22 protein-coding genes and 1 riboswitch are annotated in these 23,017 nt (G+C 52.4%); of the genes, 11 read left to right on the top strand and 11 right to left on the bottom strand.

The features are described 5' to 3' along the window. Positions 1 to 76 precede the first annotated feature (76 nt). Positions 77 to 1,090 carry a TIGR03790 family protein gene (locus NM686_RS01120; protein ID WP_255190107.1) on the top strand — a complete coding sequence of 338 codons (1,014 nt, stop codon included), beginning with the start codon at positions 77 to 79 and terminating at the stop codon, positions 1,088 to 1,090. Between the two features lie 44 nt (positions 1,091 to 1,134). On the opposite strand, the gene NM686_RS01115 is transcribed toward NM686_RS01120, so the two are convergent. Genes NM686_RS01115 through NM686_RS01105 form a run of 3 tightly spaced genes read right to left on the bottom strand, consistent with a single transcriptional unit; the run spans position 1,135 to position 2,233 of the window. Beyond that, entirely contained in the window at positions 1,135 to 1,632 is a 498-nt protein-coding gene (locus NM686_RS01115) for a hypothetical protein (protein ID WP_255190106.1), read from the bottom strand. Then, entirely contained in the window at positions 1,574 to 2,053 is a 480-nt protein-coding gene (locus tag NM686_RS01110; protein WP_255190105.1) for an RDD family protein, read from the bottom strand. The genes NM686_RS01115 and NM686_RS01110 overlap by 59 nt, the downstream gene beginning before the upstream one ends. Beyond that, a complete protein-coding gene (locus NM686_RS01105) occupies positions 2,054 to 2,233 on the bottom strand; it encodes a hypothetical protein (RefSeq protein ID WP_255190104.1) in 180 nt (59 codons plus the stop codon). A gap of 244 nt (positions 2,234 to 2,477) precedes the next feature. Between NM686_RS01105 and pcnB the strand changes: the two genes are divergently transcribed. The 5 genes from pcnB to panD all read left to right on the top strand — a co-directional run bounded on the left by pcnB (position 2,478) and on the right by panD (position 6,499). Next, on the top strand, positions 2,478 to 3,857 hold the full coding sequence (gene pcnB, locus NM686_RS01100) for a polynucleotide adenylyltransferase PcnB (protein ID WP_407942378.1): 1,380 nt from the start codon (positions 2,478 to 2,480) through the stop codon (positions 3,855 to 3,857). Then, positions 3,854 to 4,357 carry a 2-amino-4-hydroxy-6-hydroxymethyldihydropteridine diphosphokinase gene (folK, locus tag NM686_RS01095; protein ID WP_255190103.1) on the top strand — a complete coding sequence of 168 codons (504 nt, stop codon included), beginning with the start codon at positions 3,854 to 3,856 and terminating at the stop codon, positions 4,355 to 4,357. Before pcnB ends, folK begins: the two co-directional genes overlap by 4 nt. Next, positions 4,354 to 5,163 carry a 3-methyl-2-oxobutanoate hydroxymethyltransferase gene (gene panB / locus NM686_RS01090; protein ID WP_255190102.1) on the top strand — a complete coding sequence of 270 codons (810 nt, stop codon included), beginning with the start codon at positions 4,354 to 4,356 and terminating at the stop codon, positions 5,161 to 5,163. The genes folK and panB overlap by 4 nt, the downstream gene beginning before the upstream one ends. Before the next feature lie 4 nt (positions 5,164 to 5,167). Further along, positions 5,168 to 6,034, top strand: a complete 867-nt coding sequence (gene panC / locus NM686_RS01085) for a pantoate--beta-alanine ligase (protein WP_255190101.1) — start codon at positions 5,168 to 5,170, stop codon at positions 6,032 to 6,034. Positions 6,035 to 6,118: 84 nt separating this feature from the next. Next, positions 6,119 to 6,499 (top strand): aspartate 1-decarboxylase, encoded by a 381-nt coding sequence (panD, locus tag NM686_RS01080; RefSeq protein WP_255190100.1) that lies wholly within the window; start codon positions 6,119 to 6,121, stop codon positions 6,497 to 6,499. Positions 6,500 to 6,540: 41 nt separating this feature from the next. Here the strand turns inward: panD and fliW are convergent, their stop codons facing one another. Beyond that, entirely contained in the window at positions 6,541 to 7,002 is a 462-nt protein-coding gene (gene fliW / locus NM686_RS01075; RefSeq protein WP_255190099.1) for a flagellar assembly protein FliW, read from the bottom strand. Between the two features lie 114 nt (positions 7,003 to 7,116). Next, positions 7,117 to 7,339: riboswitch (cobalamin riboswitch) on the top strand. Between the two features lie 109 nt (positions 7,340 to 7,448). Here fliW and NM686_RS01070 point away from each other — a divergent pair. From NM686_RS01070 to cbiB, 3 genes are all read left to right on the top strand, one after another. Continuing rightward, positions 7,449 to 9,266 (top strand): TonB-dependent receptor domain-containing protein, encoded by a 1,818-nt coding sequence (locus tag NM686_RS01070; RefSeq protein WP_255190098.1) that lies wholly within the window; start codon positions 7,449 to 7,451, stop codon positions 9,264 to 9,266. A 15-nt stretch (positions 9,267 to 9,281) separates the two neighbouring features. Continuing rightward, positions 9,282 to 9,857: a hypothetical protein gene (locus tag NM686_RS01065; RefSeq protein WP_255190097.1), complete on the top strand. Its 576-nt coding sequence runs from the start codon at positions 9,282 to 9,284 to the stop codon at positions 9,855 to 9,857. A gap of 96 nt (positions 9,858 to 9,953) precedes the next feature. Beyond that, complete coding sequence (gene cbiB / locus NM686_RS01060) at positions 9,954 to 10,871, top strand: adenosylcobinamide-phosphate synthase CbiB (protein WP_255190096.1); 918 nt, start codon at positions 9,954 to 9,956, stop codon at positions 10,869 to 10,871. 83 nt (positions 10,872 to 10,954) lie between these two features. Here cbiB and NM686_RS01055 read toward each other — a convergent pair whose 3' ends face one another. Then, the gene (locus tag NM686_RS01055; protein WP_255190095.1) at positions 10,955 to 12,682 is read right to left on the bottom strand and encodes a multicopper oxidase domain-containing protein; all 1,728 of its coding nucleotides are present in this window, start codon (positions 12,680 to 12,682) and stop codon (positions 10,955 to 10,957) included. 343 nt (positions 12,683 to 13,025) lie between these two features. On the opposite strand from NM686_RS01055, the gene NM686_RS01050 reads away from it, so the two are divergent. Both NM686_RS01050 and NM686_RS01045 read left to right on the top strand, forming a co-directional pair. Then, entirely contained in the window at positions 13,026 to 14,612 is a 1,587-nt protein-coding gene (locus tag NM686_RS01050; RefSeq protein ID WP_329959158.1) for a glycoside hydrolase family 17 protein, read from the top strand. Positions 14,613 to 14,771: 159 nt separating this feature from the next. Beyond that, positions 14,772 to 15,458, top strand: coding sequence for a hypothetical protein (locus tag NM686_RS01045; RefSeq protein WP_255190093.1), 687 nt, complete (start codon positions 14,772 to 14,774; stop codon positions 15,456 to 15,458). A gap of 3 nt (positions 15,459 to 15,461) precedes the next feature. On the opposite strand, the gene NM686_RS01040 is transcribed toward NM686_RS01045, so the two are convergent. From NM686_RS01040 to NM686_RS01015, 6 genes are all read right to left on the bottom strand, one after another. Beyond that, positions 15,462 to 16,778, bottom strand: a complete 1,317-nt coding sequence (locus NM686_RS01040; protein WP_255190092.1) for a GGDEF domain-containing protein — start codon at positions 16,776 to 16,778, stop codon at positions 15,462 to 15,464. A gap of 29 nt (positions 16,779 to 16,807) precedes the next feature. Next, complete coding sequence (locus NM686_RS01035; RefSeq protein ID WP_255190091.1) at positions 16,808 to 18,325, bottom strand: GGDEF domain-containing protein; 1,518 nt, start codon at positions 18,323 to 18,325, stop codon at positions 16,808 to 16,810. Positions 18,326 to 18,436: 111 nt separating this feature from the next. Further along, positions 18,437 to 19,042: a thiol:disulfide interchange protein DsbA/DsbL gene (locus tag NM686_RS01030; protein WP_255190090.1), complete on the bottom strand. Its 606-nt coding sequence runs from the start codon at positions 19,040 to 19,042 to the stop codon at positions 18,437 to 18,439. Beyond that, positions 19,042 to 20,199, bottom strand: coding sequence for a c-type cytochrome biogenesis protein CcsB (gene ccsB / locus NM686_RS01025; protein WP_255190089.1), 1,158 nt, complete (start codon positions 20,197 to 20,199; stop codon positions 19,042 to 19,044). Before ccsB ends, NM686_RS01030 begins: the two co-directional genes overlap by 1 nt. 7 nt (positions 20,200 to 20,206) lie before the next feature. Continuing rightward, the gene (locus tag NM686_RS01020) at positions 20,207 to 22,165 is read right to left on the bottom strand and encodes a cytochrome c biogenesis protein ResB (protein ID WP_255190088.1); all 1,959 of its coding nucleotides are present in this window, start codon (positions 22,163 to 22,165) and stop codon (positions 20,207 to 20,209) included. Positions 22,166 to 22,257: 92 nt separating this feature from the next. Next, a complete protein-coding gene (locus NM686_RS01015; protein WP_255190087.1) occupies positions 22,258 to 22,938 on the bottom strand; it encodes a c-type cytochrome in 681 nt (226 codons plus the stop codon). Positions 22,939 to 23,017: the final 79 nt, after the last annotated feature.

Genomic DNA, 23,017 nt, shown 5'->3' with positions numbered 1-23,017 from the left:
TCCTCACGTTTACTTGGCAATGTCGTCTATCAATAATTTCTGCGTTTCCTTGTGCTTTTTTTTCGCATGCTTCTGCTTGAGCATCAAACCTTCGTCGGCGCAAGTGTCACCGCTATATAGGCCAACGTCCGCCTTGGGTGCCGAGGATTTGGCCGTCATCGTCAACGACAACGACGCCTTGAGCCTGCAGATTGCCGATTATTACCGGCAAAAGCGCAAGATCCCGCTCGATCAAATCATCCATATCCGCCTGCCGCTGCACAAGGCCGTTTTGACCCGTGGCGAGTTCGAACACATCAAACGAACGGTGGATGAGAAAACACCCCAGCATGTACAGGCCTACGCGCTAACCTGGCTGCAACCGTTCCGGGTAGACTGCATGTCCATCACCACTGCGTTTGCGACGGGCTTTGATCCGGCGTTTTGTGCGGAGGGCTGCAAGCCGACGCGTAAAAGCCCTTATTTTGCTTCCGAAATGGGTCGCCCCTATGACAAACACGGCTGGCGTCCCACCATGGTTATAGCCGCGAATGATTTTGCCGAAACGCGAAAACTGATCGATCGAGGGATTGCGGCGGACTTTTCCCGCCCCACGGGTTCCGCCTACCTACTCAAAACATCGGATCAGGCGCGCAGTTCGCGCGCGCTAGCTTTTCGAAATATCGCCGAGACGTTTAAACCTTTCTGGCCGGTGCATTATCTTGAACAAGACTACATCGCCGGCCACGACGACGTGATGTTTTACTTTACCGGCCTGATCGATGTGCCGCATATAACTCGGAATCGTTTCCTGCCCGGCGCGATAGCCGACCACCTGACCTCAGCCGGTGGCGTGATGTCGGGTAGTAGGCAAATGAATGTATTGGAGTGGTTGAAAGCGGGCGCCACCGCCAGCTACGGCGCCGTCGTCGAACCTTGCAATTTCCCGGCTAAATTCCCTAATCCCGGACTGGTCATGTACCACTATCTGCGCGGAAGCTCGTTAATCGAGGCTTATTGGAAGAGCGTCGAACAGCCGGGGCAAGGTCTATTCGTCGGTGAACCGCTGGCCAAACCATTCGCCTATGAGGTCAAGCCAGGCATAAAATAAACGAGATAGACAGGCGGCTTTTCCGCCTGCCCATGACCGACGGGTTACATGCGCGTCATGAAGAAGTATAGAAATTTACATTTCAAAATCATGTCTTTGTCGCTGACTTCCACGACAGCGCAATCTTCGTATTTCTCCCTGCCGGGCGAGATTTGTTTTTTGATCACCCCGTCAGCCACGCTATATTTGATCGGAATGTTCATTGCGCCAATGCCGCTGCGGGCATCTTCACCGGTGGTTACCAAGGTCCCGTCTTTTTGAAATTCCCAAGTCACGTGCAGTGGTTTCTTTTCTCTGTCCAAGGCAAGGGCCTCGTGAGTGACCTGCCATTTGCCGAGAATTTTGGAATTATCCTGAAGCTTGACGTCGGCGTTGGCGGAGAAAGCGACGAGCGCAGCCAACAGGGATAGCAGTGTTGTTATTTTTTTCATTGAATTCTCCCGACTGAGCGAATAGATAGGTTGAATCGGGAATATAGCATAATCATTTTGACCCGCTATTTTTTTCTCCCGCCCGCCAATATAGAAAGGTTCCGGACCCATGGTCGTGCCAGGCCCGCTTGTTTTTGTCGATCAGGCACCAAAGAAACCCCAGCCCCAAACAGGCCCATGACAGCAGAGCGACAACAAAGCGCAACGTGGCCGTCCACCAGTTGACTTGGCCACCATCGGCATTGACGAGTGTGATTTTCCAGGCGCGCATGCCCAAGGTTTGTCCGCCATGCGTCCAGAACCAGGCATAAAAAACATAACTGACGCAGAGCAAATAGAAAGGGAAATAATATTGGTCGGCGGCGAAGGCTCGTCCGCCATTGAACGGCAAAGCCAGCGCAGTCGCAAAAAAGAGCACCGCCGCCAGCAAAAGCGCATCATAAATAACCGCGCCCATTCTACGCAAAAAGCCCGGCACCGAAAGCTTTTCGGCGACGGGCTTAGGATTTTTTTTAAAATCGACTGCTGGCAATTACTTGCGGAACAATTCGAGTTTTTGTCCCATGTACATGCTCATTGCCACCAGTGCACCCACCATGACCAACGAGAACAAAAACGGCGGTCTGTGGAACAGCAACAGCGCAAAGTCCGCCACGAACAAACTGGTAAATAAAGGCTGGTCTATAAAGCCCATCAATATCTTCTTAAACATTTCCCCTCGCTCCTAAACGATTGCCGATCGCAGCAAATAAAACGATGAATCTACTTAATTTCTCAGTACCACCCGGCCATGGCACAACCAACTGGCCGATTCTACTATATTAAACCGCGATGTAAAAGACAGTGGTGGATTGAGCTGCAAACTAGCGCGGTGTTATGATAAAGCCATGGACGGCTTGAAATTACGGTAAAGCAAAGCACCGACGAGCCCGCATTAGAAAACAAAAAACAGGGTTATAGCCATTTTTAAATTCTTCAAAAAAATATTTTCGGTTACCGAGGTATCGGCCAGCGAACCTGCCGCATCATCGCTGGCAAGCCAGGCCAGAATCTATCCCAGATCCGAGCATTGCATTTCTCGGTCGCAAATCAGCGAAAACGCGCTGAAAGTACTGCAACGACTAAAAAAAGCCGGCTTTGAAGCCTATCTTGTAGGCGGCTGCGTCCGCGATTTATTGCTGGGTCGCGAACCCAAGGATTTCGATGTCGCCACCAACGCCAGCCCAGAGCAAGTCAAACAGGTCTTTCGAAACTGCCGCATCATCGGCCGCCGCTTTCGTTTGGCGCACGTCTTTTTTGGCCGTGAGATCATAGAAGTCGCCACTTTTCGCGGTTCCGAACCGGAACAATCCGATCAGCAAGTCATACACGAAGACGGCCGCCTGTTGCGCGACAATGTGTTCGGCACGCTGGAAGAAGACGTTTGGCGCCGGGATTTCACCGTTAATGCCTTGTATTACAACATTCGAGATTTTTCGGTGGTGGATTTCACCGGCGGCATGCGGGACCATGCCAACGCGGTACTCCGCCTGATCGGAGATCCGGAAATCCGTTACCGCGAAGATCCGGTAAGAATGTTGCGTGCGATCCGTTTCGCCGTGAAACTGGGCTTTACCTTGCACCCTGACACTGAGCGGCCAATCTATTCGCAGGCCGAATTATTGAAAAGCATTCCCGCGGCTCGCCTCTATGACGAAGTGCTGAAACTATTTTTGGCCGGTTATGGCGTGCAAACCTTCGAGATGCTCAGGCATTACGGCTTGTTTGCGATTCTATTCCCGGCCACCGACAAGTGCTTGGCAACCCAAGACCATGATTTTCCCCGTCTGTTTTTGATCCGGGCGTTGGAAAACTCTGACCAGCGCTATGCCGACGGCAAAAGCCTGACACCTTATTTTTTGCTGGCCGCCTTGTTATGGGAGCCTTTGCAATGGGCCGCCCAAAAACATCTTCAGCATGGCGAGAACGAAACCATCGCAATGCAAAATGCGGCCAACGAGGTCTTGAACAGGCAAATCAAGATCATCGCGCTACCACGCCATATTACGCAATCGATGCGCGATGTCTGGTTTTTGCAGAACAAGTTTTCCAGAACCGTGGGTTCCAGGCCTTATCGCTTGCTGGAACAACCCAAATTCCGCGCGGCTTATGACTTTTTGCAATTACGCGCAGAAACCGGCGGCGCCGACCCAGCCTTGGTGGACTGGTGGACTCGCTTTCAGGAAGCCGACGACGAAACGCGGCGCAAGATGACCACCCCCCCGAAAGGCGGCTCATCCAAATCACGCGGCAAACCGCGCCGCCGCACTCGCCCCAAGCCCAACACGCAACAATGAACACCTCGAACAACTGGATCGAGGCTTATATCGGCCTAGGCAGCAATCTGGACAATCCCGTCGAACAGGTGAGATCGGCAGCACGCGAACTTGCCGCGTCGGCCGACATCGAAAAACAGGCATTATCCCCTCTTTATACCAGCCATCCGGTCGGCCCCCAGGATCAGCCCGATTACGTCAACGCTGTCATGCGCATCCTGACCCGCCTGGCACCGCTGGAATTGCTCAAACAATGCCAGCACATCGAAAACCAGCATGGCCGCGTGCGCTTGGTGCGTTGGGGCGCCCGCACCTTGGACCTCGATATTTTGCTGTACGGCGACCAACGGATTACGCTGCCGGATTTGGTGATACCCCACCCGGAATTGACCCGCAGGGCATTCGTGCTCTACCCCTTGGCCGACATCGCTCCTGCCAATTTATCGATAGCCGGCCAGGGCAGTTTGGCCAGCTTACTGACCGCCTGCCCAGCGGAGGGCTTGCACAGGATAGTGCCATGACCCTTTATGCCGACACCAGCAAAGCGTTGACGATCAGCGATTTGTTGGCCATGAAAAATACCGGGGAAAAAATAAGCTGCCTGACGGCTTACGATGCCAGTTTCGCGGTCTTGCTCGATCAAGCCGGCATTGAAGTCATCTTGGTCGGCGACTCCCTGGGCATGGTGATTCAAGGACATGCCAGCACCATACCGGTCAGCAACGAAGATATGACCTATCACACCCGTTGCGTAGCCTCGGCCAGAAAACGCGCCTTCGTCGTCGCCGATTTACCCTTTGCCAGTTATGCGACCCCCAAATCCGCCTTAAAAAATGCCGCGCGGTTGATGCAAACCGGCGGTGCGCAAATGGTCAAACTGGAAGGCGCCAAGTTCGAGGTGATTGAATTTTTGGTCGCGCAAGGCATACCCGTTTGCGGGCATCTGGGGCTATTGCCGCAATCGGTCAACCGTCTCGGCGGCTACAAAGTCCAGGGCCGGGAACCGGCTCATGCGCAAAAAATACTCGAGGACGCGATAGCCATTGAACGAGCCGGCGCAGGCATGTTGATTCTGGAGTGCGTTCCGTCGTTATTGGCGGCCGAAATCACCCGCAACCTCGGCATTCCCGTGATTGGCATCGGCGCAGGCCCCGACTGCGATGGCCAGGTACTGGTCCTGTATGACATGCTGAACATCAGCATCGGCAATCGTCCGCGCTTTTCCAAAAACTTCATGGCCAATGCCGACAACATCGCCGATGCAATCAGGCGTTATCATCAAGCCGTAAAAACGCTAGCGTTTCCCGCGGCGGAGCACTGTTATTAGAATCATGCAGACCGTCAAAACCATCAAGGCATTAAGAGCAACCATTCGTCAATGGCGACAAGCCGGGCAAAGCATTGCTTTTGTCCCCACCATGGGCAATCTGCACGACGGTCACATCAAGCTGGTTGAAACTGCACGTCATCAGGCCGACAAAGTCGTGGTCAGCATTTTTGTCAATCCAACCCAATTTGGCCCGAACGAGGACTTTGCCAGCTATCCCCGCACGGAATCCCAGGACCAAGACAAACTGATCGCCTGTGGCGCCGACTTGTTGTTTTTACCGACCGTCGAAGAAATGTATCCGCAGCCGTTACAAACCCAAGTTTCGGTAAAAAATTTATCAATTCTGCATTGCGGCGCCAGCCGGCCCGGCCACTTCGATGGCGTGGCAGTAGTGGTGTGCAAATTGCTGAACATGGTTCAACCGGATTTGTTGCTGTTGGGCGAGAAGGATTTTCAGCAACTGGCGGTGATTCGACGCATGGTGACCGATTTAAACATCCCGGTCGAGATCCAAGGCGTGCCGACGGTGAGGGAAACCGACGGCTTGGCGATGAGCTCGCGTAACGGCTATCTGTCAGAAAGCGAAAGACAAGTGGCTCCCTTGCTGTATCGTTCGCTGCTAACGGTACGGGATGCCATTCTTAAAGGTCCGGATGATTATCGGACCATTATCGAACGGCAAGCCGAGGTGCTGCAAAGAGCGGGATTCATGCTCGACTATTTTCAGGTTTGCCGCAGCGTGGACCTGTTGCCGGCGACAGCAAGCGACCAGAATCTGGTCGTTTTGATCGCCGCCAAGCTCGGAAAAACCCGTTTGATCGATAACCTCTATTTTTCCCGACAACTGGCTGATCGCACTGAATTTTAATCTAATTCAGCAGCGGCTTAAATTTGATAGCCTGCCAGATTTCGGGCATAATCGCCCCTCCCCTAGTATTTGAAGATGCTTACCATGCACATAAACATGCTTAAAGCCAAGTTACACCGGGCGCGTGTAACGCATTCCGAGCTCGATTATGAGGGTTCGTGTGCCATTGATGGCAAAATCCTGGATGTTTCAGGAATCCGCGAATACGAGCAAATTCACATCTACAACATCAACAACGGCCAACGCTTTACCACTTATGCGATTCGCGCGGAAGAAGGCTCCGGGGTGTTTTCGATCAATGGAGCCGCGGCCCGTTTGGCTTGCCCTGGCGACTTGATCATCATAGCCGCTTTCGCCAGCCTTGATGAAAAGGAATTGAAGAATTACAAACCTACCCTGGTTTATTTCGATGGCAACAACAAAATCAGCCATTCCAGCCATTCCATCCCGGTCCAGGCCGCCTAAATTTCCGCAACCGCCGCTCATCGCGGCGGCCGATTTTCCGCTCAAGCTTCCGAAACGGCGATTTCACTGACTCTTTCGGTCAGCGTGATGCTTTGTTCTATCGTCGCCAATACTTTCTGCAAGCCGATACGCCGTTCGGTATTGATGACCAGCGGCGACTTGATGGATCCTTTGACGGTAGGCTTGCCGCCTTCGACGTCATTGTCCTCCTTGTGCAGCAAAATCAGAATGAGTACGTCATCGACGCTTTGTAGCTGCAACAAGGCTTCTTCGTCATCGGTCAGGACAAAGTCGTAATTGATGTGAAAATGGGCCGGATGCGCGACCGAAAAAATCAAGTTCTCATCATCCACGGATTGCAGGCGATAAACGATTTCGTTGCCTTCTTCGCCAAATAATCTAAAGCGCTTTTGATCCTCAAAGCCTGGCAGGCCAAGTGGGAAAGTGATGATGCTATCGGAATCGATGTCCTGCGCGCCTAGCTGTTTAGATTGAATATCCATGTTGCCGCCTGTTTTTTCGTCTATGGTGAAAATCGATAGAGCATTTATAGCACGGAAAAAACTAATTGCAACGCCCAAGGCAATGATGCTTGCAGGATCCGATTGAACTGCCTACAATCGCCCCCTCTTTCTGGTGCCTGAGTCAGACCATCGACTCAGCTTAAACAGGAAGTCGGTACGGCTTTTTACCAAAAACAGCCCAAGCCGACGCTGCCCCCGCAACGGTAGATAAGTAAAAGAATCGCGAAAACGCCACTGTGTATCTTGCATGGGAAGGCCGCGATTCAGGCCAAAACCACTTATGAGCCCGGAGACTGGCCCGGAAGATCATTCGAGACAGCGGAGGGCTGTTTACGGAATGGTCAGAGCCTGTCTCCGTCTTTTTCGTGCGCCATTTTTCCTCTGTCGTTTATTTACCTGAATGCGCGGTGGGCGCAGAGGACAACATGCAAAAACCATTCTTCACCCCCTTGGTGCTGGCGCTCGTCGGCGCGTCGACATCGGCACAAGCGGCCAGGAACGACGAAGCCGCCAATCTACCAGACACCTTGGTAACGGCAACCCGCAGCGAAACGGCGACCGATGAATTAGCGACGGCAACCACGATATTCACTCGCCAGGACATCGAACAATTGCAAGTCAGGACCTTACCGGAATTATTGAAAACCGCACCCGGCATCGATATTACCGAAAACGGCGGTTACGGCAAGGAAACCAGCGTATTCATGCGAGGCACCAACTCCGATCATATACTGGTGCTGATCGACGGGATCAAGGCCGGCTCGGTGACCTCCGGGCAGGCGGCGTTTCAATTCATCCCGATCGACCAAATCGAACGCATCGAAATCATCCGTGGCCCTCAATCCAGCTTATACGGCTCTGAGGCCATCGGCGGCGTGATCCAGATTTTCACCCGCAAAGGCGCGCAAACCGACCAACCCAGCATCAGCTTCGAAACCGGCGCGGGTTCTTACGATACCTTTACCACCTCGGGCACGGTCAGCGGCAAATGGCGAAACAGCTGGTACACGCTGGGCGCCTCCCATCTGAACAGCCAGGGTTTCGACGCCCGCCAACCGACTTACGGTTTTTTTCCTGTCGACGAACCGGACCGCGACGGCTATTACAATACCGGCTTGAACGCGCGCGCCGGCCATCGCTTCGACAACAACACCGAAGTTGAAGCGTTCTTCTTGCGCTCGTTCGGCAAAACCGAATTCGACGGCACCCCGAATAAAACCGACTTCGTCAATCAGATGATCGGTACTTCGGCCAGTTTCGATGTCATGGACAATTGGCGTTCCACGTTGCGTTTTGGACAAACGCAGGACGAGGCAGATAACTTTCGCCCCAACGGGGATTTTTATAGCCGCTTCAACACCACGCGCTGGAATGCGACTTGGCTGAACAATATCACCTTGACCGACAACCACCGCGCGACGCTAGGCACCGATTACCGGGTCGACGAAGTCCAAAGCTCGACCCGTTACAATGAATCGTCGCGCTACGACGTCGGTGTATTCGGCGAATTGCATAGCCGGGTTTTCGATAATCATTTCCTGAATGCCTCGCTGCGCTGGGACGAAAACGAGGCCTTTGGCGACAGCGTCACTGGCAATTTTGGTTGGCGTTACAACTGGCACTACGGACTCAGCGCCTTTGCCAGCTTCGGTAACGCGTTCAAGGCCCCGACGTTTAACCAGCTATATTTTCCCAACTACGGCAATCCGAATCTGAAAGCGGAAAAATCCACCAGCTTCGAAGCCGGCATTGCCGGTAACCATGATTGGGCAAACTGGCAATTACGCGCTTACCATACCGACATCGACGATCTGATTGCGATTTTTCCGGTGGAAAATATCAACAAGGCACAAATAGACGGCATGGAAGCGGAAATATCAGGTCAAATCCTGGGCTGGCGCAATAGCCTGAACATGGCGATGCTGAGCCCGAGAGATAGGGTCACCAATCTACGCCTGGCACGGCGCGCCGAGCAAACCCTGTCGTACGACGTGTCACGCTCGTTCGACGCTTTCGATGTCGGCGCCCATATATTGGCGCAAGGCAGTCGCTTCGATGACAGAACCAATCTCAACGAAGTGGACGGATTCGTGACCTTCGATCTACGCACGGCTTATCATATCGACAAATACTGGACGCTCAGCGCCAAGCTGAATAATCTGCTGGATAAGGATTATCAAACCGTCGATACGTATAATAATGCCGGACGCAATTTTTTCTTTACCATACACTACAACAACTGAACCTCGGAGTATGACATGACCCACAAACCCACTTTAGCAGTTAAACCCGGCGCCGTCGCCTTGATGGCGCTGATGGCCGCCACCCGTTTTCATCATTTCGGCACGCCGTTCGCGTTGCCCGATGCCTCGCTGGCGATATTCTTCTGCGCCGGCTTATGGCTGGGTGGACGCTATTTGTTCGCCATGCTATTGCTGGAAGCCGGTCTGATCGATTATCTGGCCATCACCAAGCTCGGCGTCAGCGATTTTTGCGTATCCAAGGCCTATGTATTTTTGATCGCCAGTTACGGCGCCATGTGGCTGGGTGGCAAATGGTGCCGGCAATTTGCTCACCTGAGCTTGGTCAGCGCCGGACAGCAGTTCATGGCCTTGGTCGTGTCGACCTCCATCGCCTTCCTGTTTTCCAACGGCAGTTTCTATTGGTTATCTGGCCGTTATCCTGAAGGCTCCTGGGTCCAATACATCGAACGCGTCGCGATGTACTATCCGCCTTACTTGACCCACACGCTGATCTATGGCGTTGTCATTTTTGCTTTGGTGAGCGCCGCAAAATCATTTTTGCCTGCCAAAACCCGCCAGGAAGCCATTTAACGCCTTTTATCGCAACAGAGGGGATTCAGGTCCCCTCTACAGCGCTGTACATTCCCCGCCTCGTCTGCTTTTCTCATTCAAACCGCTCTTTATTGCATGTCCCTCACGCTTACCCTAGCGCTGGCCGTCACGCTCGATTATTGCCTCGGCGAACCACGCCCCCTTTATCATCCCTTGGTTGCCTTCGGCAAATGGGCAACAGCGGTTGAGAAAGGCCTGCTCCACACGAACCATTCCGCCGTCGGCCAGAAAATCGCCGGTGTTCTGGCCCTATCCTGCGTCCTGATCCCTTGCCTCGCCGGGTTGTTTTACCTGCCGAATGAGCCAATCTTGCACGATATGATCGATGTTTTGCTCGTTTATTTCTGCATCGCCGCCCGCAGCCTGCAACAACATGCGCAAGCCGTCCATACAGCCTTGGCGACCGACGACTTGCCGCTGGCACGCAGCCAAGTCAGCAAGATTGTCAGCCGCGAATGCGAACAGATGACCGTACTTGATGTGCGCCGGGCAACGATCGAATCGGTTTTGGAAAATGGCGCCGACGCGATCTTCGCGCCGCTGGTTTGGTTTGTGTTACTGGGCCCATTCGGCATATTGCTGCATCGACTGGCCAACACCCTCGATGCGATGTGGGGCTATAAAAACCAGCGCTACCAGAACTTTGGCTGGGCAGCGGCGCGTTTGGACGATGTCTTGAATTGGCTGCCGGCACGCTTGACCGCTGTGAGCTATGCCGCCCTCGGCGATTACCGACAGGGGTTGTTTGCCTGGAGACATCAGGCGCATTTACTCGATAGCCCCAATGCCGGTCCGGTCATGGCCGCGGGAGCCGGCGCCTTGAATCTGGAACTGGGCGGTCCCGCCCGCTACCACGGCCAATTGAAAAACAAGCCTTGGTTTGGCGGTCAACGCACGCCGGAAAACAGCGATATTATGCGCGCCATTCGCCTGGTTTATGCGACCCTGGGTTTGTGGCTGGGACTCATCGCAGTAGCGGAAAGCCTTATTTGACACGATGATTTGTCGTCGACAATAAAAAACCCGCACCAGCCGAGCCGGCGCGGGTTTTTCTGCTTGGGAAGGAGCTTGACCGGCTATTTACCGAACAGGCCCTTAATTTTTTCTCGCTTCAGGTAGGCAACGTATCCCAGCAAACCCAATGCGAAACCGTAAAGCAGCTGGCCGATGAAGGAAGACTTATTCGCGGCTGCCTGAGTGTCAGTGCCAGCGGCTGTCGGTTTGGCGGCAGGAGCCGCCGGAACAAAGGCTTTTTCCTTGGTGGCCTTGATTTCGGGCAAGCCCAGGCTTTTCCACGCATCGTAGTCCTGCCATGCTGGATATTTGCGTTGCCAGAATTCCTTGGTGAAATAAGGCGCCAGACTCATGCCATGCACTTCCGGGATGCCTTTCTCGTTCAAGAAGTTTTTGTAAACCACCAGACTGATGTCGCCGCCCTCGCCTATGCCATCGGTGGTAAAGGATTTTTCGACGTGATCATGGAACATCCAGACACCTTGGCCAAAACTGTTAAGACCGTCATCCACGCCGCTCAACTCCAAATCCAGCCGCTGCGCCGGCACCATGCCATGCACGTCACGCTTGATATAACTGGAAGGGCCATTGTCGACGCCGTCGTAATGGGTCGCCATCGGCTTATGGCCGTGAATGTGCATTGCAAAGGCTTCTTCATGACCATTTAGGATCCTGATCTTGGCCTTCTTGTTTTCTTCCATGATGATCAAGGATTCCCTCAAGGTATAAGGGAAGGAGCGACCGTTCAACATGAAATAATCAGGGGTGGAATCGGTAATGTCGTATTCCAGGTTCAAACGTTTGCCGATCAAGCGCGGATCGTTGGCGGAACGCGCCATCAAATGCAGCTCTTTGTCCGCCGATTGATAGTGCATGTCGTATTCGTAATCATATTTTTCTTTGACGGCCACCGAAGGGTGTCTGACTTGGCCGGCACCGACGTTGAATACCTGCACCCAGTTATTCGGCCGATTTTCCTCGACCACGAAAATGCCTTGCAAGCCCATCGGAATATGCACGTGCGGCTGCACGTGGCAGTGGTAATACATGGTGCCTGGCTGGCGGGGCTTGATCACATAGGTTTTGCTGCTGCCCGGCATCACGTCCATCGAACTGGTTTGTCCGACGCCGTCATTGCCTTCGCCGCTATGATCCATGAAAGGATGATCGATACCGTGCAAGTGAATCGAGTGCGGCAGATAATGACTGTTTTCCAACACCAGCCAGACTATATCGCCCTGCTCTACCCGAATTACCGGAGACGGGGCGCGTAGCAGTGGATTAGCGATAGGCTCGTACAAACTCAGGGTCGACATATCGCGGGTTTTGGGCGCAAACACCCAAAAAGTCGGCTGTATGCCGGGCGCGATGTCGAACGTCGTGGTGGGTTCGCGCATGTCCGGCGAATGACCGTTCAGCTCGGCAATTTCCAGTTTGATGATGTAGTGATCAGGATCGCCGTCCCCATCCATGTCATTGCCGACGGTGATGGCGTCGGCCGCCAACTGAGTTTGCATCAGCGTGGCCATCGAAATATTGTTGGTACCCTTGACGAATGCGGCAATATCGGCGGGATTGTCAGGGTTGCACATTCTTGATTCCTGAATCTCCACACCATCGATTACTTGCGCATCGCGCCATTTGGGATCTACGAAATCAGAGCAAACTTCTTCTACTGCTCCCATCTTGACGCTACTGGAAGCAGGTAGCTTGTTGGTAGCTGCCGTGACCAGGGACGACATAGGCAGCAGCATGGCTCCACACAAAATGGGAAGAACTTTTTTATGCATAGAAAGCCTCATAAAAATTGACGACGATTTGTTGGATGGCAAAACAACTGAGTCCAATATCAGCAAATCTGGATACTGTAACCAGAACCCATAGGTAAAGTACAGAAATTATTTCGAAAATGCCTTTTATCGAACCGATTGGATAGGGCGAAAGCTTAGCCATGCGAAAATCGTTATAATTCCTGAATGCTCGCTATCCAGCCCATCCGATCATTTACTACATTTTATGCGCTTATCCAGATTATTGCTTTGTTCGTTATTTATCGTTTTAGTTCACGGCGCTCTTGCCTGGTGGCTCAATCAACCGCAAGATGTCGGCGCCGATGTGCCGTCGGGCAAATTGATGAGTCTATCCTTCGCGCCGTTTCGAGAAGGCTTCAGTCCTCTGGAAAAAGTCTTTCCTCCCCGAGAACATGTCGAGGAAGACCTGAGCTTATTGGCCGACAAGACGCATAGCATTCGCACGTACTCCAGCCTTGGCGGCAGCATGGAGGACACGCCGGCACTGGCCCGTAAATACGGTATCAGCATGATCCAGGGCTGCTGGCTGGGATACGGCTATATCGACAATAAAAATGAAGTGGCCGCGTTGATCAAATCGGCCAACGAAAATCCCGATGTCGTCAAACGCGTCATCGTCGGCAATGAAGTGCTATTACGCGGCGACTTGCCCGTGGATAAATTGATCAACTACATCCGCGAAGTGAAACGTTCGGTAAAACAACCGGTGTCCTATGCCGACGTCTGGTCGATGTACATGAAATATCCGCAATTGATCAAGGAAGTGGATTTCATCACGATCCATATCCTGCCTTACTGGGAAGACGAACCGATTTCGGTCGAAAACGCCCCGGAGCATCTGGAAAAAATCGTCAAACAAGTGGAAGACGAAGCGCGGGGCATCGCGCCCGGCAAGCCGATATTGATCGGCGAATCTGGCTGGCCTAGCGCGGGCCGGCAACGGGGCATGGCCATTCCGAGCGTGGTCAACGAAGCCAGATTCATTCGCGACATGATCCAGGTCGTCAACCGGCACGGCTTCGACTACAACATCGTCGAAGCATTTGACCAGCCCTGGAAAAGCAACCTGGAAGGCGTCGTGGGCGCCAACTGGGGCTTGTTATCCGCCGATAGAAAGCCGGTTTTCCCGCTCACGGGCCCGGTGCAGGAAAACCCCGACTGGTCCATCCACTTCGGCGCGGCCATTGCTTTATGGCTGCTGATCGTGGTGGCGGCTTTCAAGAACTTGCTGGATTATTCACCAACCCGAACGCTAGTATTTCTGGGATTGGCACAAATCTTTAGCATCTGCCTGATAGAGCTGGCGGATTTTCTTTGGTACACCAGTTACAGCCCGTTACAAAGGGCTTATACCATTTTTATCGTTGCCGCCAACGCGGGGCTCGGCACGCTTTTGCTACGCCGCTACCAGCATATGTTAAACGGCGATATGGATGCCGAAGGACTGGCAAAATGGCTCAGACGCGCCTATCTGTTTTTTGTACTGCTGGCACTTTACAAAACCTATGGCCTAGCCGTCAACGGCCGCTATCTAAGCTTTCCAATAGAACAATTCGCCCTCCCCGTGTGCGGCATCATAGGACTTGTCATTTGCCAGTGGCTACGCCAAGGTCGCCTAACAACGGAATTTTTGAATTTCGCTAGCTTAAGCGGCGGAACCGTCCATGCATCTCATGACCGCCTGTTTGCCTATTTTCTGAGTTTTGCCGCGGTAGCAATGATTGTCGGCGAAACCTACGCCTTCATGCTAGGCAGAGACTTTATCCAAGCCCATCCCAGTCTTGCGGAAGGCTTACCCATCGCCCTAGGATATACCCTGTACAATCAACAGCTTGTAAGCTGGCTAGGCTGTCTACTGCTGCTTTCCGTACCGTTCTGGAGCAAAACCGCAACAAAAATTAATCCTTGACAATTTGGTGCGCGGCAATTTGTCACATTTGCAAAGCCAAATTGCTTGATTAGACTGTGTGCAACTCTTGTATGCGCTCCCTCTCCTAAGGGTAAAGAGTTTTAATATCCTTCCTCAATGCGGCTTTGATGCCGCATCTTTTTTTGGACGAGGCTGTTTATGGAAAGAAATTATCAAATTGCCGCCCCCATCCTGGCTCATCCGGATGAACTGCATTGCCGTACCGCTTTTCACGAAGCCGGCCATGCCGCAGCAATACATATTCTGAATCGACAAAAACACCTTCCACCAGTGTTCTTTGAAATTCAGGTAAAAAGACCCGCGAACGCAAATGAGGACTTTGTTGCCAAAGTCGTCGACGGCAATCTAATCCATAACCTGCCGATTGCCGTCATTGAAAGCCTGTCCAGCCTGGCAGAAACCGGACAACACAGTTGCCAGCGCGCTTACGAAGCCGACGTCGTCAACTTGTTGGTAGGCCCATTATCCGAAGCCAAATATATTGCACAGCGTGACGGCGAAATTTTCAATCGGCAACTGATGAGCCTGGATGCCTTGCGCCACTATGGCGGCCATAGCGACCTCGAAAGAGCGCAAAGCTATCTGGAACACTTCATCACATCAAAGACCCATCGCACCAAAAAACTGACCGAGCTATTGTCCGAAGCCTATAAATTCATCGTTGACGCAAGGCACTGGAAATGCATCCAGAACCTGGCCCATTTCATGCTCGAAAGCAGGCAGGAAATCATCAGCTGCGATGAAGCCATCAATGTATTCGATAGCTGCTTATCAGCGCCACAGCATGGACGCTGGACCAACATCGTCGAATTCTCTGGTCGCTAGGCCCTAGCCAGGCAAGCCATCCCGATCATGCCGATAGACTTCGCAACGATTGCGTCCGGCTTGCTTGGCTCGATAAAGCGCTTGGTCGGCGCGCACAAACACATCGTCAACATGATCGTCTGCGGTAAATTCGCTGATACCACAACTAAGCGTCAAATTGATGCTCTCCCCGTTATGGTTGAAGCCGCAATGCTCTATCATGTCGCGAACGTTTTCCGCCATCTCGAGGGCTTGACCGGCCTGGGTATTCGGCATCAACATGACGAATTCCTCGCCGCCGTAACGCGCCACGAAATCAGTTGCCCGGCAATTATTCAATAACAACTGTCCAACCAAGGCCAAGGTCTTGTCGCCAGCCTTATGCCCATAATTGTCATTGATGCATTTGAAAAAATCGATATCCCAAATCGCTAGCGACAACGGCGCCCGATAGCGCATCCAGCGGTTTGCTTCCATTTCTACCCTATCCTTATAGGCCAGCCTGTTGGGTAATCCGGTCAGCGCATCGGATAGGGCGCGGTCATGCTCCAGTTTGAGCTTGACCCGTAAAGCCTCTGTTTCGGATTCCAAGGCTTGCAGCTTCGCCGTCATGCTGGCGATTTGTTGCTCGGCCCGTAACTGCCGCTCGTCTTCGACTTGCTTGTGCGACAGCAACTGCAGCATCAAGTTATCGAGATGCTCGCTGGTCATGGCTTTTAACGCAACCAGTTCGTCGGCTCGACGCGCATCATCCTTGATGCCATCGACCTGGCGATTGATTTCCAGATTCAGTCGATCGCGATGATCGAGCGACAAGCGCGTGGATTGCCCAACCATTTCCGCCTGCTGTTCGATCTCGCCCAGTTGCACGCCCAAGCCAGACAAGAAGCCATCAATGTCTTTCCGCTCCGAAACGGCATAATCCTTAATGTCCAGCAATAACGCGATTGCCGAATCGATGACCTTATTGAAGGACGAATCGCCGGCGCCCGTTTTGACGCGTTGTTTCAGGGCTGCTTTTTGCTGCTGAAAGCGCATCGGGACTGGTGCATGCTCCAATAAATCATCGATGCGCTGAATCAAGTAATCGTGCTGCTGCTTGAACAAGGATTCGAGGCCGCCTTGCTCGCCCTGCTTGGAGATATGCAGCAAGGTTTTGGAAATGGCATCCAGTTCGGGCGTCAATTCATTCAAACCTGCGCCTGCTTTCAGTCGCTTACTGATCTGCAATAAATGCGGCTCCAATAATTTGTGACCGCCCTGGCAAAAAATCAAAAACTGAATAACCAGCTTATAAAGCAGTTTTTCCTGATCCGACTGCGAAGGCTCCGCGCTCGTCATGCTCTATATCCCTATAGCCATTACTTCTTCTATACGAGAACGCACTGGTTACGCCCGCCCTGTTTTGCTTGATACAGCGCACCGTCGGCGCGCACGAAGAGCGATTCGTTGGTATCACCTTCGACATATTGCGTCAAACCGCACGAGAGGGTGATAGAAACGTTTTCCCCATTCGCCTTGAAGCCGCTGCGTTCAACGATGGCGCGCAGTTTATCGACCACCAACAACGCATTTTTGGCTTCCGTTTCCGGCAGCAAGGTCACGAACTCTTCGCCGCCAAAACGGGCGACGAAATCGGTTTCCCGGCAAAATTTCGATAATAATTTGGCGATGATTATCAAGGCTTTGTCGCCGGACTTATGACCAAAGGTATCGTTGATATTCTTGAAAAAATCGATATCCCATACTGCTATCGACAAAGGTTTGCCGTAACGTTTGGCGCGGGCAATTTCCTCGGCCAATCTATCATCTAGGGCCTGTCGATTGGGCAAGCCTGTCAAAGAATCGTATGTTGCCTTTTGCTGAGCCGCATCCAGGCGAGATTTCAGTTCAACGGTTTCCCGCTCCATTTCTTTGATTCTTTGCATCAACGCCTTCAATTCACGCTGATTCTTTTCTCTTTCGCCCTGATCTTTTAGGTTATGCTGCTGAATCTGCTGGCTGATACTCTGCAACCTCATGCCGATCAACTGTTTCAGCGGCTCCAGTTGAGTGGCATTCGCGGATTTGCTCTGCAAGTCAGCCATTTGCGCCGCGACATCCCGGTCCAGGTTATCGCGTTTTTTTTGCGCATCTTCGTGAGCCGCATTGACCCCGGAAGCTTTCAAGCCCAAATCAGTGAGGGCCTCGGTCAGAGTCGACAGAAAGTCGGCCATTTCCTGCTTTTCCGCCTTAATATGCTCCTTGACCTCCAATAGCAACTTGGACGCATCGTCAAACACCGCCCCCACAGCCTGTCCACTCAACAGGCGAAGTTTTAGTTGCTCGGCGTCCTCGGCAAAAGCATCGGGCAGATCGACATTTTCCAAGATTCCAAGCATGCCCAGGCCAATGACCTTGCAATCTCGCAAGGCTTGTTGCGCGGCAAATTCATCTTCGGCGGTAACGGTTTGATCCAGTAATTGCGCCAACGACAGAAACAGGCTTTGGCTATCGAGCATCTGGCCTTGCTCGTATTGCGTCTGAACAGATTTCAGCTCATCCTTTCGATCGGGATAAAACTTTTGCAGGAAAGCAAATAACAGCGACGCATCGGCATTGCTTGGCGCAACATCCATGGACATCATGGCGTCGGAAAAGGCTTGCAATTCCTTTTGCAGTTGTTGATTTTTGAGATCGGCTTTTAGTACCTCGCGAATCCGCGCTAGGTAAGGATCGAGTGAGGTATCGAAACCTTTGGTGACCTGGGATAGACGAACGATGGCTTTACCCAGCAAATCCTGAGTGACTTTTTGCTCTTTTTCAAATTGTTCCTGACTATCCAGCAACTTGAAATATTTTTCTTTCCAATACTGCGGACCGCCGTCCTTGAATTTCGATAACCCCATGAAACCTCGATATTTCAAATAGAGACTGACAGGGTATCGATTATAGACTATCGGCCCTAGAGATTCCGGCAACGATTTGCTCGTTGCCGGCAAAAGCTGGAACTACAGCGCTTATTTGGCTGCGCTTTCTTGCTGGATCAGGTCGCTGGTCACTTTCAGCATGTTGTCTTGCGACTTGGCGGTGGTCGCCGTCACCCGATACTTGCCGTTGACGATGATGGCGGGTACGCCGGTGATGCCGTAACGCGGCCCCATGGTTTCCGCCTGGCGCATTTTGGCGTCGACCAAAAATGAATTGTAGGCCGCGCGAAAATCGTCGTCCTTGACCCCATGCGCGGCAAAAAATTTGGCCAGTTCATCTTCAGAGGTCAATTTTTGTTTTTTGTTCTGGATCGCGTCGAAAAAATCGGCATGAACCTTTTCACTGACGCCCAAGGCTTCCGCCGTGAAAAAGGCTTTGGCGTGTTTGCCCCATAACTCGCTGAATACCGCGGGCTGACGAATGAATTCGACATTGGCCGGCTTGGTTTTCAGCCATGCGGCCACGGAAGGTTCCAGGCTATAGCAATGCGGACAACCGTACCAGAAAAACTCGATGACTTCGATTTTGTCCGGATTCTGCACGGGTTGCACGGGAGTTACGTTTTCGTAACCGCCTTCGGCCCGAGCCAGTCCAGTCAAGCAAAACAACGCCAAAAATGCGATTTTTTTCAACATCAGAGTTCTCCGTAAGAATGTAATCCAGATAAAAACATGTTCACGCCCAAAAACGCAAACAAGGTGACAAAAAAACCGATGATGGCCCACCACGCCATCGGCTTGCCGTTCCAGCCTTTGGTCAGGCGCATGTGCAGCCAGGCCGCATAATTCAGCCATACGATCAACGCCCAGGTTTCCTTGGGGTCCCAAGACCAGTACCCGCCCCACGCCTCCGCAGCCCACAAGGCGCCTAGAATAGTCGCTAACGTGAAGAATGCAAAGCCCAGCGCAATGGCCTTGTACATCAGATCGTCCAGCAATCTCAAATCCGGCAGCCGCGCCATGATGGGGCCGTTACCGGCGCGGCTTTTCAGCACATACACCACGCCTATCATCGCCGCCAACGAAAAGGCGCCGTAACCGACGAAATTGGCCGGCACGTGTATTTTCATCCAATAACTGTTCAGCGCCGGCACCAGGGGTTGTATGCCTTCGGCATGCCTATCGAAGGTGTACCACAACAAAAACCCTATGGCGGCACTGATCACCAGCAATACGAAAGCTCCCAGGCTACGGGTTTTGTAATGTTGTTCGTAATGCAGATAAAGCAAGGCCGTGATGATGGAAAACAGAATGAACACTTCGTACAAATTACTGACTGGAATATGGCCGATGTCGGCACCCATCAGATACGACTCGCGCCAGCGCACCATCAAGCCCGTCAAGCCCATTACCGTGGCGCTCCAGGTCAGGGCCGACCCGACTTTGCCGACGAATTCGCGTCCGGAAAACAAAAAGCCGAAATACGTCACCGTCGCCATCACATACAAGGCGCTCATCCACATGATGGCCGATTGGCTGGCAAACAGATATTTCAATAAAAACTTGGCCTCGCCAACGGCCAAATCAGCACCGTACTGCGTAATGGCCAACAAACTAAACGCAGCAACGATCAGACTGAAACGCTGCAATGCCGGCCAACTCCAGCCCAACCAAGCCAGCAAGGGCGCTACGCCAGCCAAAATCGCCAACTCATAGCCATCCATCAGCGCGTGATATTGGGCAAATACATAAGCCGCGCCGGCAAAAACCAACCCGGCCCATAACCAATCATAAGAAGTTCTCAACTGGAAATAGGACGGCTGCTGATAAGGGTTGTGCAAGGTATTATCCATGGCGATCTCACTGAACGGAAGATGGGCTTTGGGTCAGTTGCTGTTTGATAAGTTCAAACTCCTTATCAAAGTCATAAGGGTTACGCAAGGCGCTCCCGGCCAGCAAAATCCTGGAGCCCTGACCTTGCGGCTCCAGCACCAGCCATAACCGGCGTTGCGGCAAATAAAACATGCAAAACACCCCCAACACCAACAGCAGGCAGCCGGGAAAAACCAGCCATTGGCCGGGAGAACGGGTAATCTGCAAGCCGGTAGCTTCGACATGCTGGAAGTTTTTCAATTCCAGATAAAACGGTGCGTCATAGAAATGGGCCAAATTGACCGCCTCCACCGCATCCAGCAAAAACTGATTATCGAAATCGGACAAGGGCTGCTTCAAATCCAAGCCTTCGCCACGCAACACATTCAAGTAAACATTCTTTAGCAAGCGCTGCAAAACCGCGGCATACACGCCTGAAACTTCTTCGCGCTTGCCTTCCTCGATAGTCTGTTCGATGGTGGCCGAGATTTTTTCATAACCGCCCTCGACGAACTGTTGAGCTAGGGCCAGCATGAATTCGGCGACGGCCTGGCGTTCCTTGTCGGACGATTGTTTGCCGCTTTCGCTGGAACCCGCGGTTTGCAGCGCAATCGGTTTCAAAGCCTCTGGATTGCGCAAGGTTTGAAAAAATGCCATAAATCGAGTCAGGCGCCTCTCACTGTCTGCCGGCATGAACCAGTAATTGAAAGGCTCCGATACCTTGCTGCGCATGCCGCTTAAATAAAACCAGCGCCCTTCCTGCCGAATGGGCTGCATATAGGTCAGATATTCGTTTGCGGTGCCGTCCGGGCGGCGCAGCTTGTACTGGAAGCTCGGCCCCAGATTGACGAACTGTTTTTCTCCGCTGGGATCGGGATTGACGTTGAACGGCCTGAAATCCGAAATTTCCAGTCGTCTATCGCCGACCTGGGTAAATTGTTTGACCGTGGCTTGCACTTCGGCAGGCGCTTGCTGGGTTAATACCGGCCAGGCTTTCAAGTTCAATTTAGAACCGCCATCGCCAAAGCTGTTTTGATAGATGGTATAGCCTTTGTAGGTCAAAGGATGATTCACCGAAATCGTCTGCTTGACGGGTTCCTTCGATTCGGGATCGATGATCATCAAATCACTTTCAAAGGACTTGGGCTGGCCGCTGGGATAATGCTCGATGCGAAAATCCTCGACATGAATCGCAAACGGCAATTTTTGCAGCAAATAACCGTTCTTGTAGTCGATGAAAGCCAAATCCGCCTGGCTGCCTTCGGCAATGTCGATATTCGCGCGAAAGGATAGATTTTTCTCGGATAGCGTGCTGATAGGCGGAATCTCGCTGGCGGGAATACGCCGGGTTTCCACCGCGATCCTGCCGCGCCATTCGGCGAATTTCAACGGCAGATTGCCATCGATCAAGCCGCCGATGCAGATCACCACGATCGCCACATGACTGAAGATATACCCCAAGCGCCCGCCACTGCCTTTTTTGGCCGCAATCAGCGTAGCGGCGCCATCATTGCGCGACTTGAATTGGTAACGGTGGTTATCCAACACCGCGGCGGTCAGTGTCAGATTGGCTTGCAAGTCTCGGCCATTTTGAAACTCATACCGATGCGGCAATTTCAGCAAGACATTACGCTGGCTATGCTCGCGGTAATCGTTGACGTCGCGCAGGATGCGCGGCAAATTGCGGTAGACGCAAACGCTGGTCGATAACACCAAAAAACCGAGTATGGTCAAAAACCAAACCGACGAATAGACATTGAACAAATCCAGGTTTTTGAAAACCTCGAACCAGAATGGCCCAAATTTCAATACATAATCGGGATAAGGCTGATTTTGTTGAACGACGGTGCCAATCACGGCGGCGATGGCGATAGCCACCAGCAACGTAATCGCCAGGTTCATCGAACCCAAGAAACGGAACAGGATACGAATTGTCGATTGCGGCATGAGCAGGAGCATTTAGGCCAATCCCTACGCAATGCGGGGATCAAATCGGCTCCGACAGGGCGATTCCAGCCGGAGCGAGGTAGGACTTCCGGTTATTTCAGCGTCGAAATGTAATAAGAAACCGCTTTGATGTCTTCATCGGTCATTTTTTTCGCGATCATGTACATCATGTTCTCGCGGTTGCTGGTACGCGCGCCGTTTTTGAAATCCGTCAAAGTCTTGATCAAATAGTCGGCATGCTGCGAGTGCAAAGCCGGATAGGCAGCCGGTTTGTTGCCTTCCGCGTAAGGGCCATGGCAAGCCACGCAAGCCGACACTTCGCGACCGATATTACCGTTGCGATACAAATCGCTGCCTTGTTCTATCAAATCATCCAGCTCGGCTTTTTTCTGCTCATCGGTTTTGGTCGGCGCGTCATCGTCGCTATCGTCTGCCGGCAAGGTGGGCGCGGGATTTTTCGAGATTTTTTGCGCCGCATAATAAGCCGAGATTTCATTTACGGCTTGCTCATCCAGACCCATGGCCAGAGGAGCCATCATCGCGGAATTACGCGCGCCGCTTTTGAAAGCTTGCAATTGCTTGACTAAATAAGCTTGGTGCTGGCCGGCCAGTTTCGGAAATCCCGGCATCATGCTGTTACCATCTTCGCCGTGACACCCCGCGCACGAAGCCGCCTTGTCTTTGCCGGCAGTGACTTTAGCTTCCGCGAAAGCCAGACTGGAGCCAGCGGCAAGCACCAGTGAAATGGAAACAGTCAGCAGTTTTTTTATCATTATTGGCCCCTGTTCAGGAAGGTTAATCGACGTTATCAGCCTTTCATAGGCTAGCAGACGTTATAATGGCCGGATTCTA

Source organism: Methylomonas rapida (assembly GCF_024360925.2).
In the GTDB taxonomy this organism is placed as follows: Bacteria; Pseudomonadota; Gammaproteobacteria; order Methylococcales; family Methylomonadaceae; genus Methylomonas; species Methylomonas rapida.
Note: the sequence above shows the minus strand (reverse complement) of the source record. Positions and strands in the feature narration are given on the sequence as shown.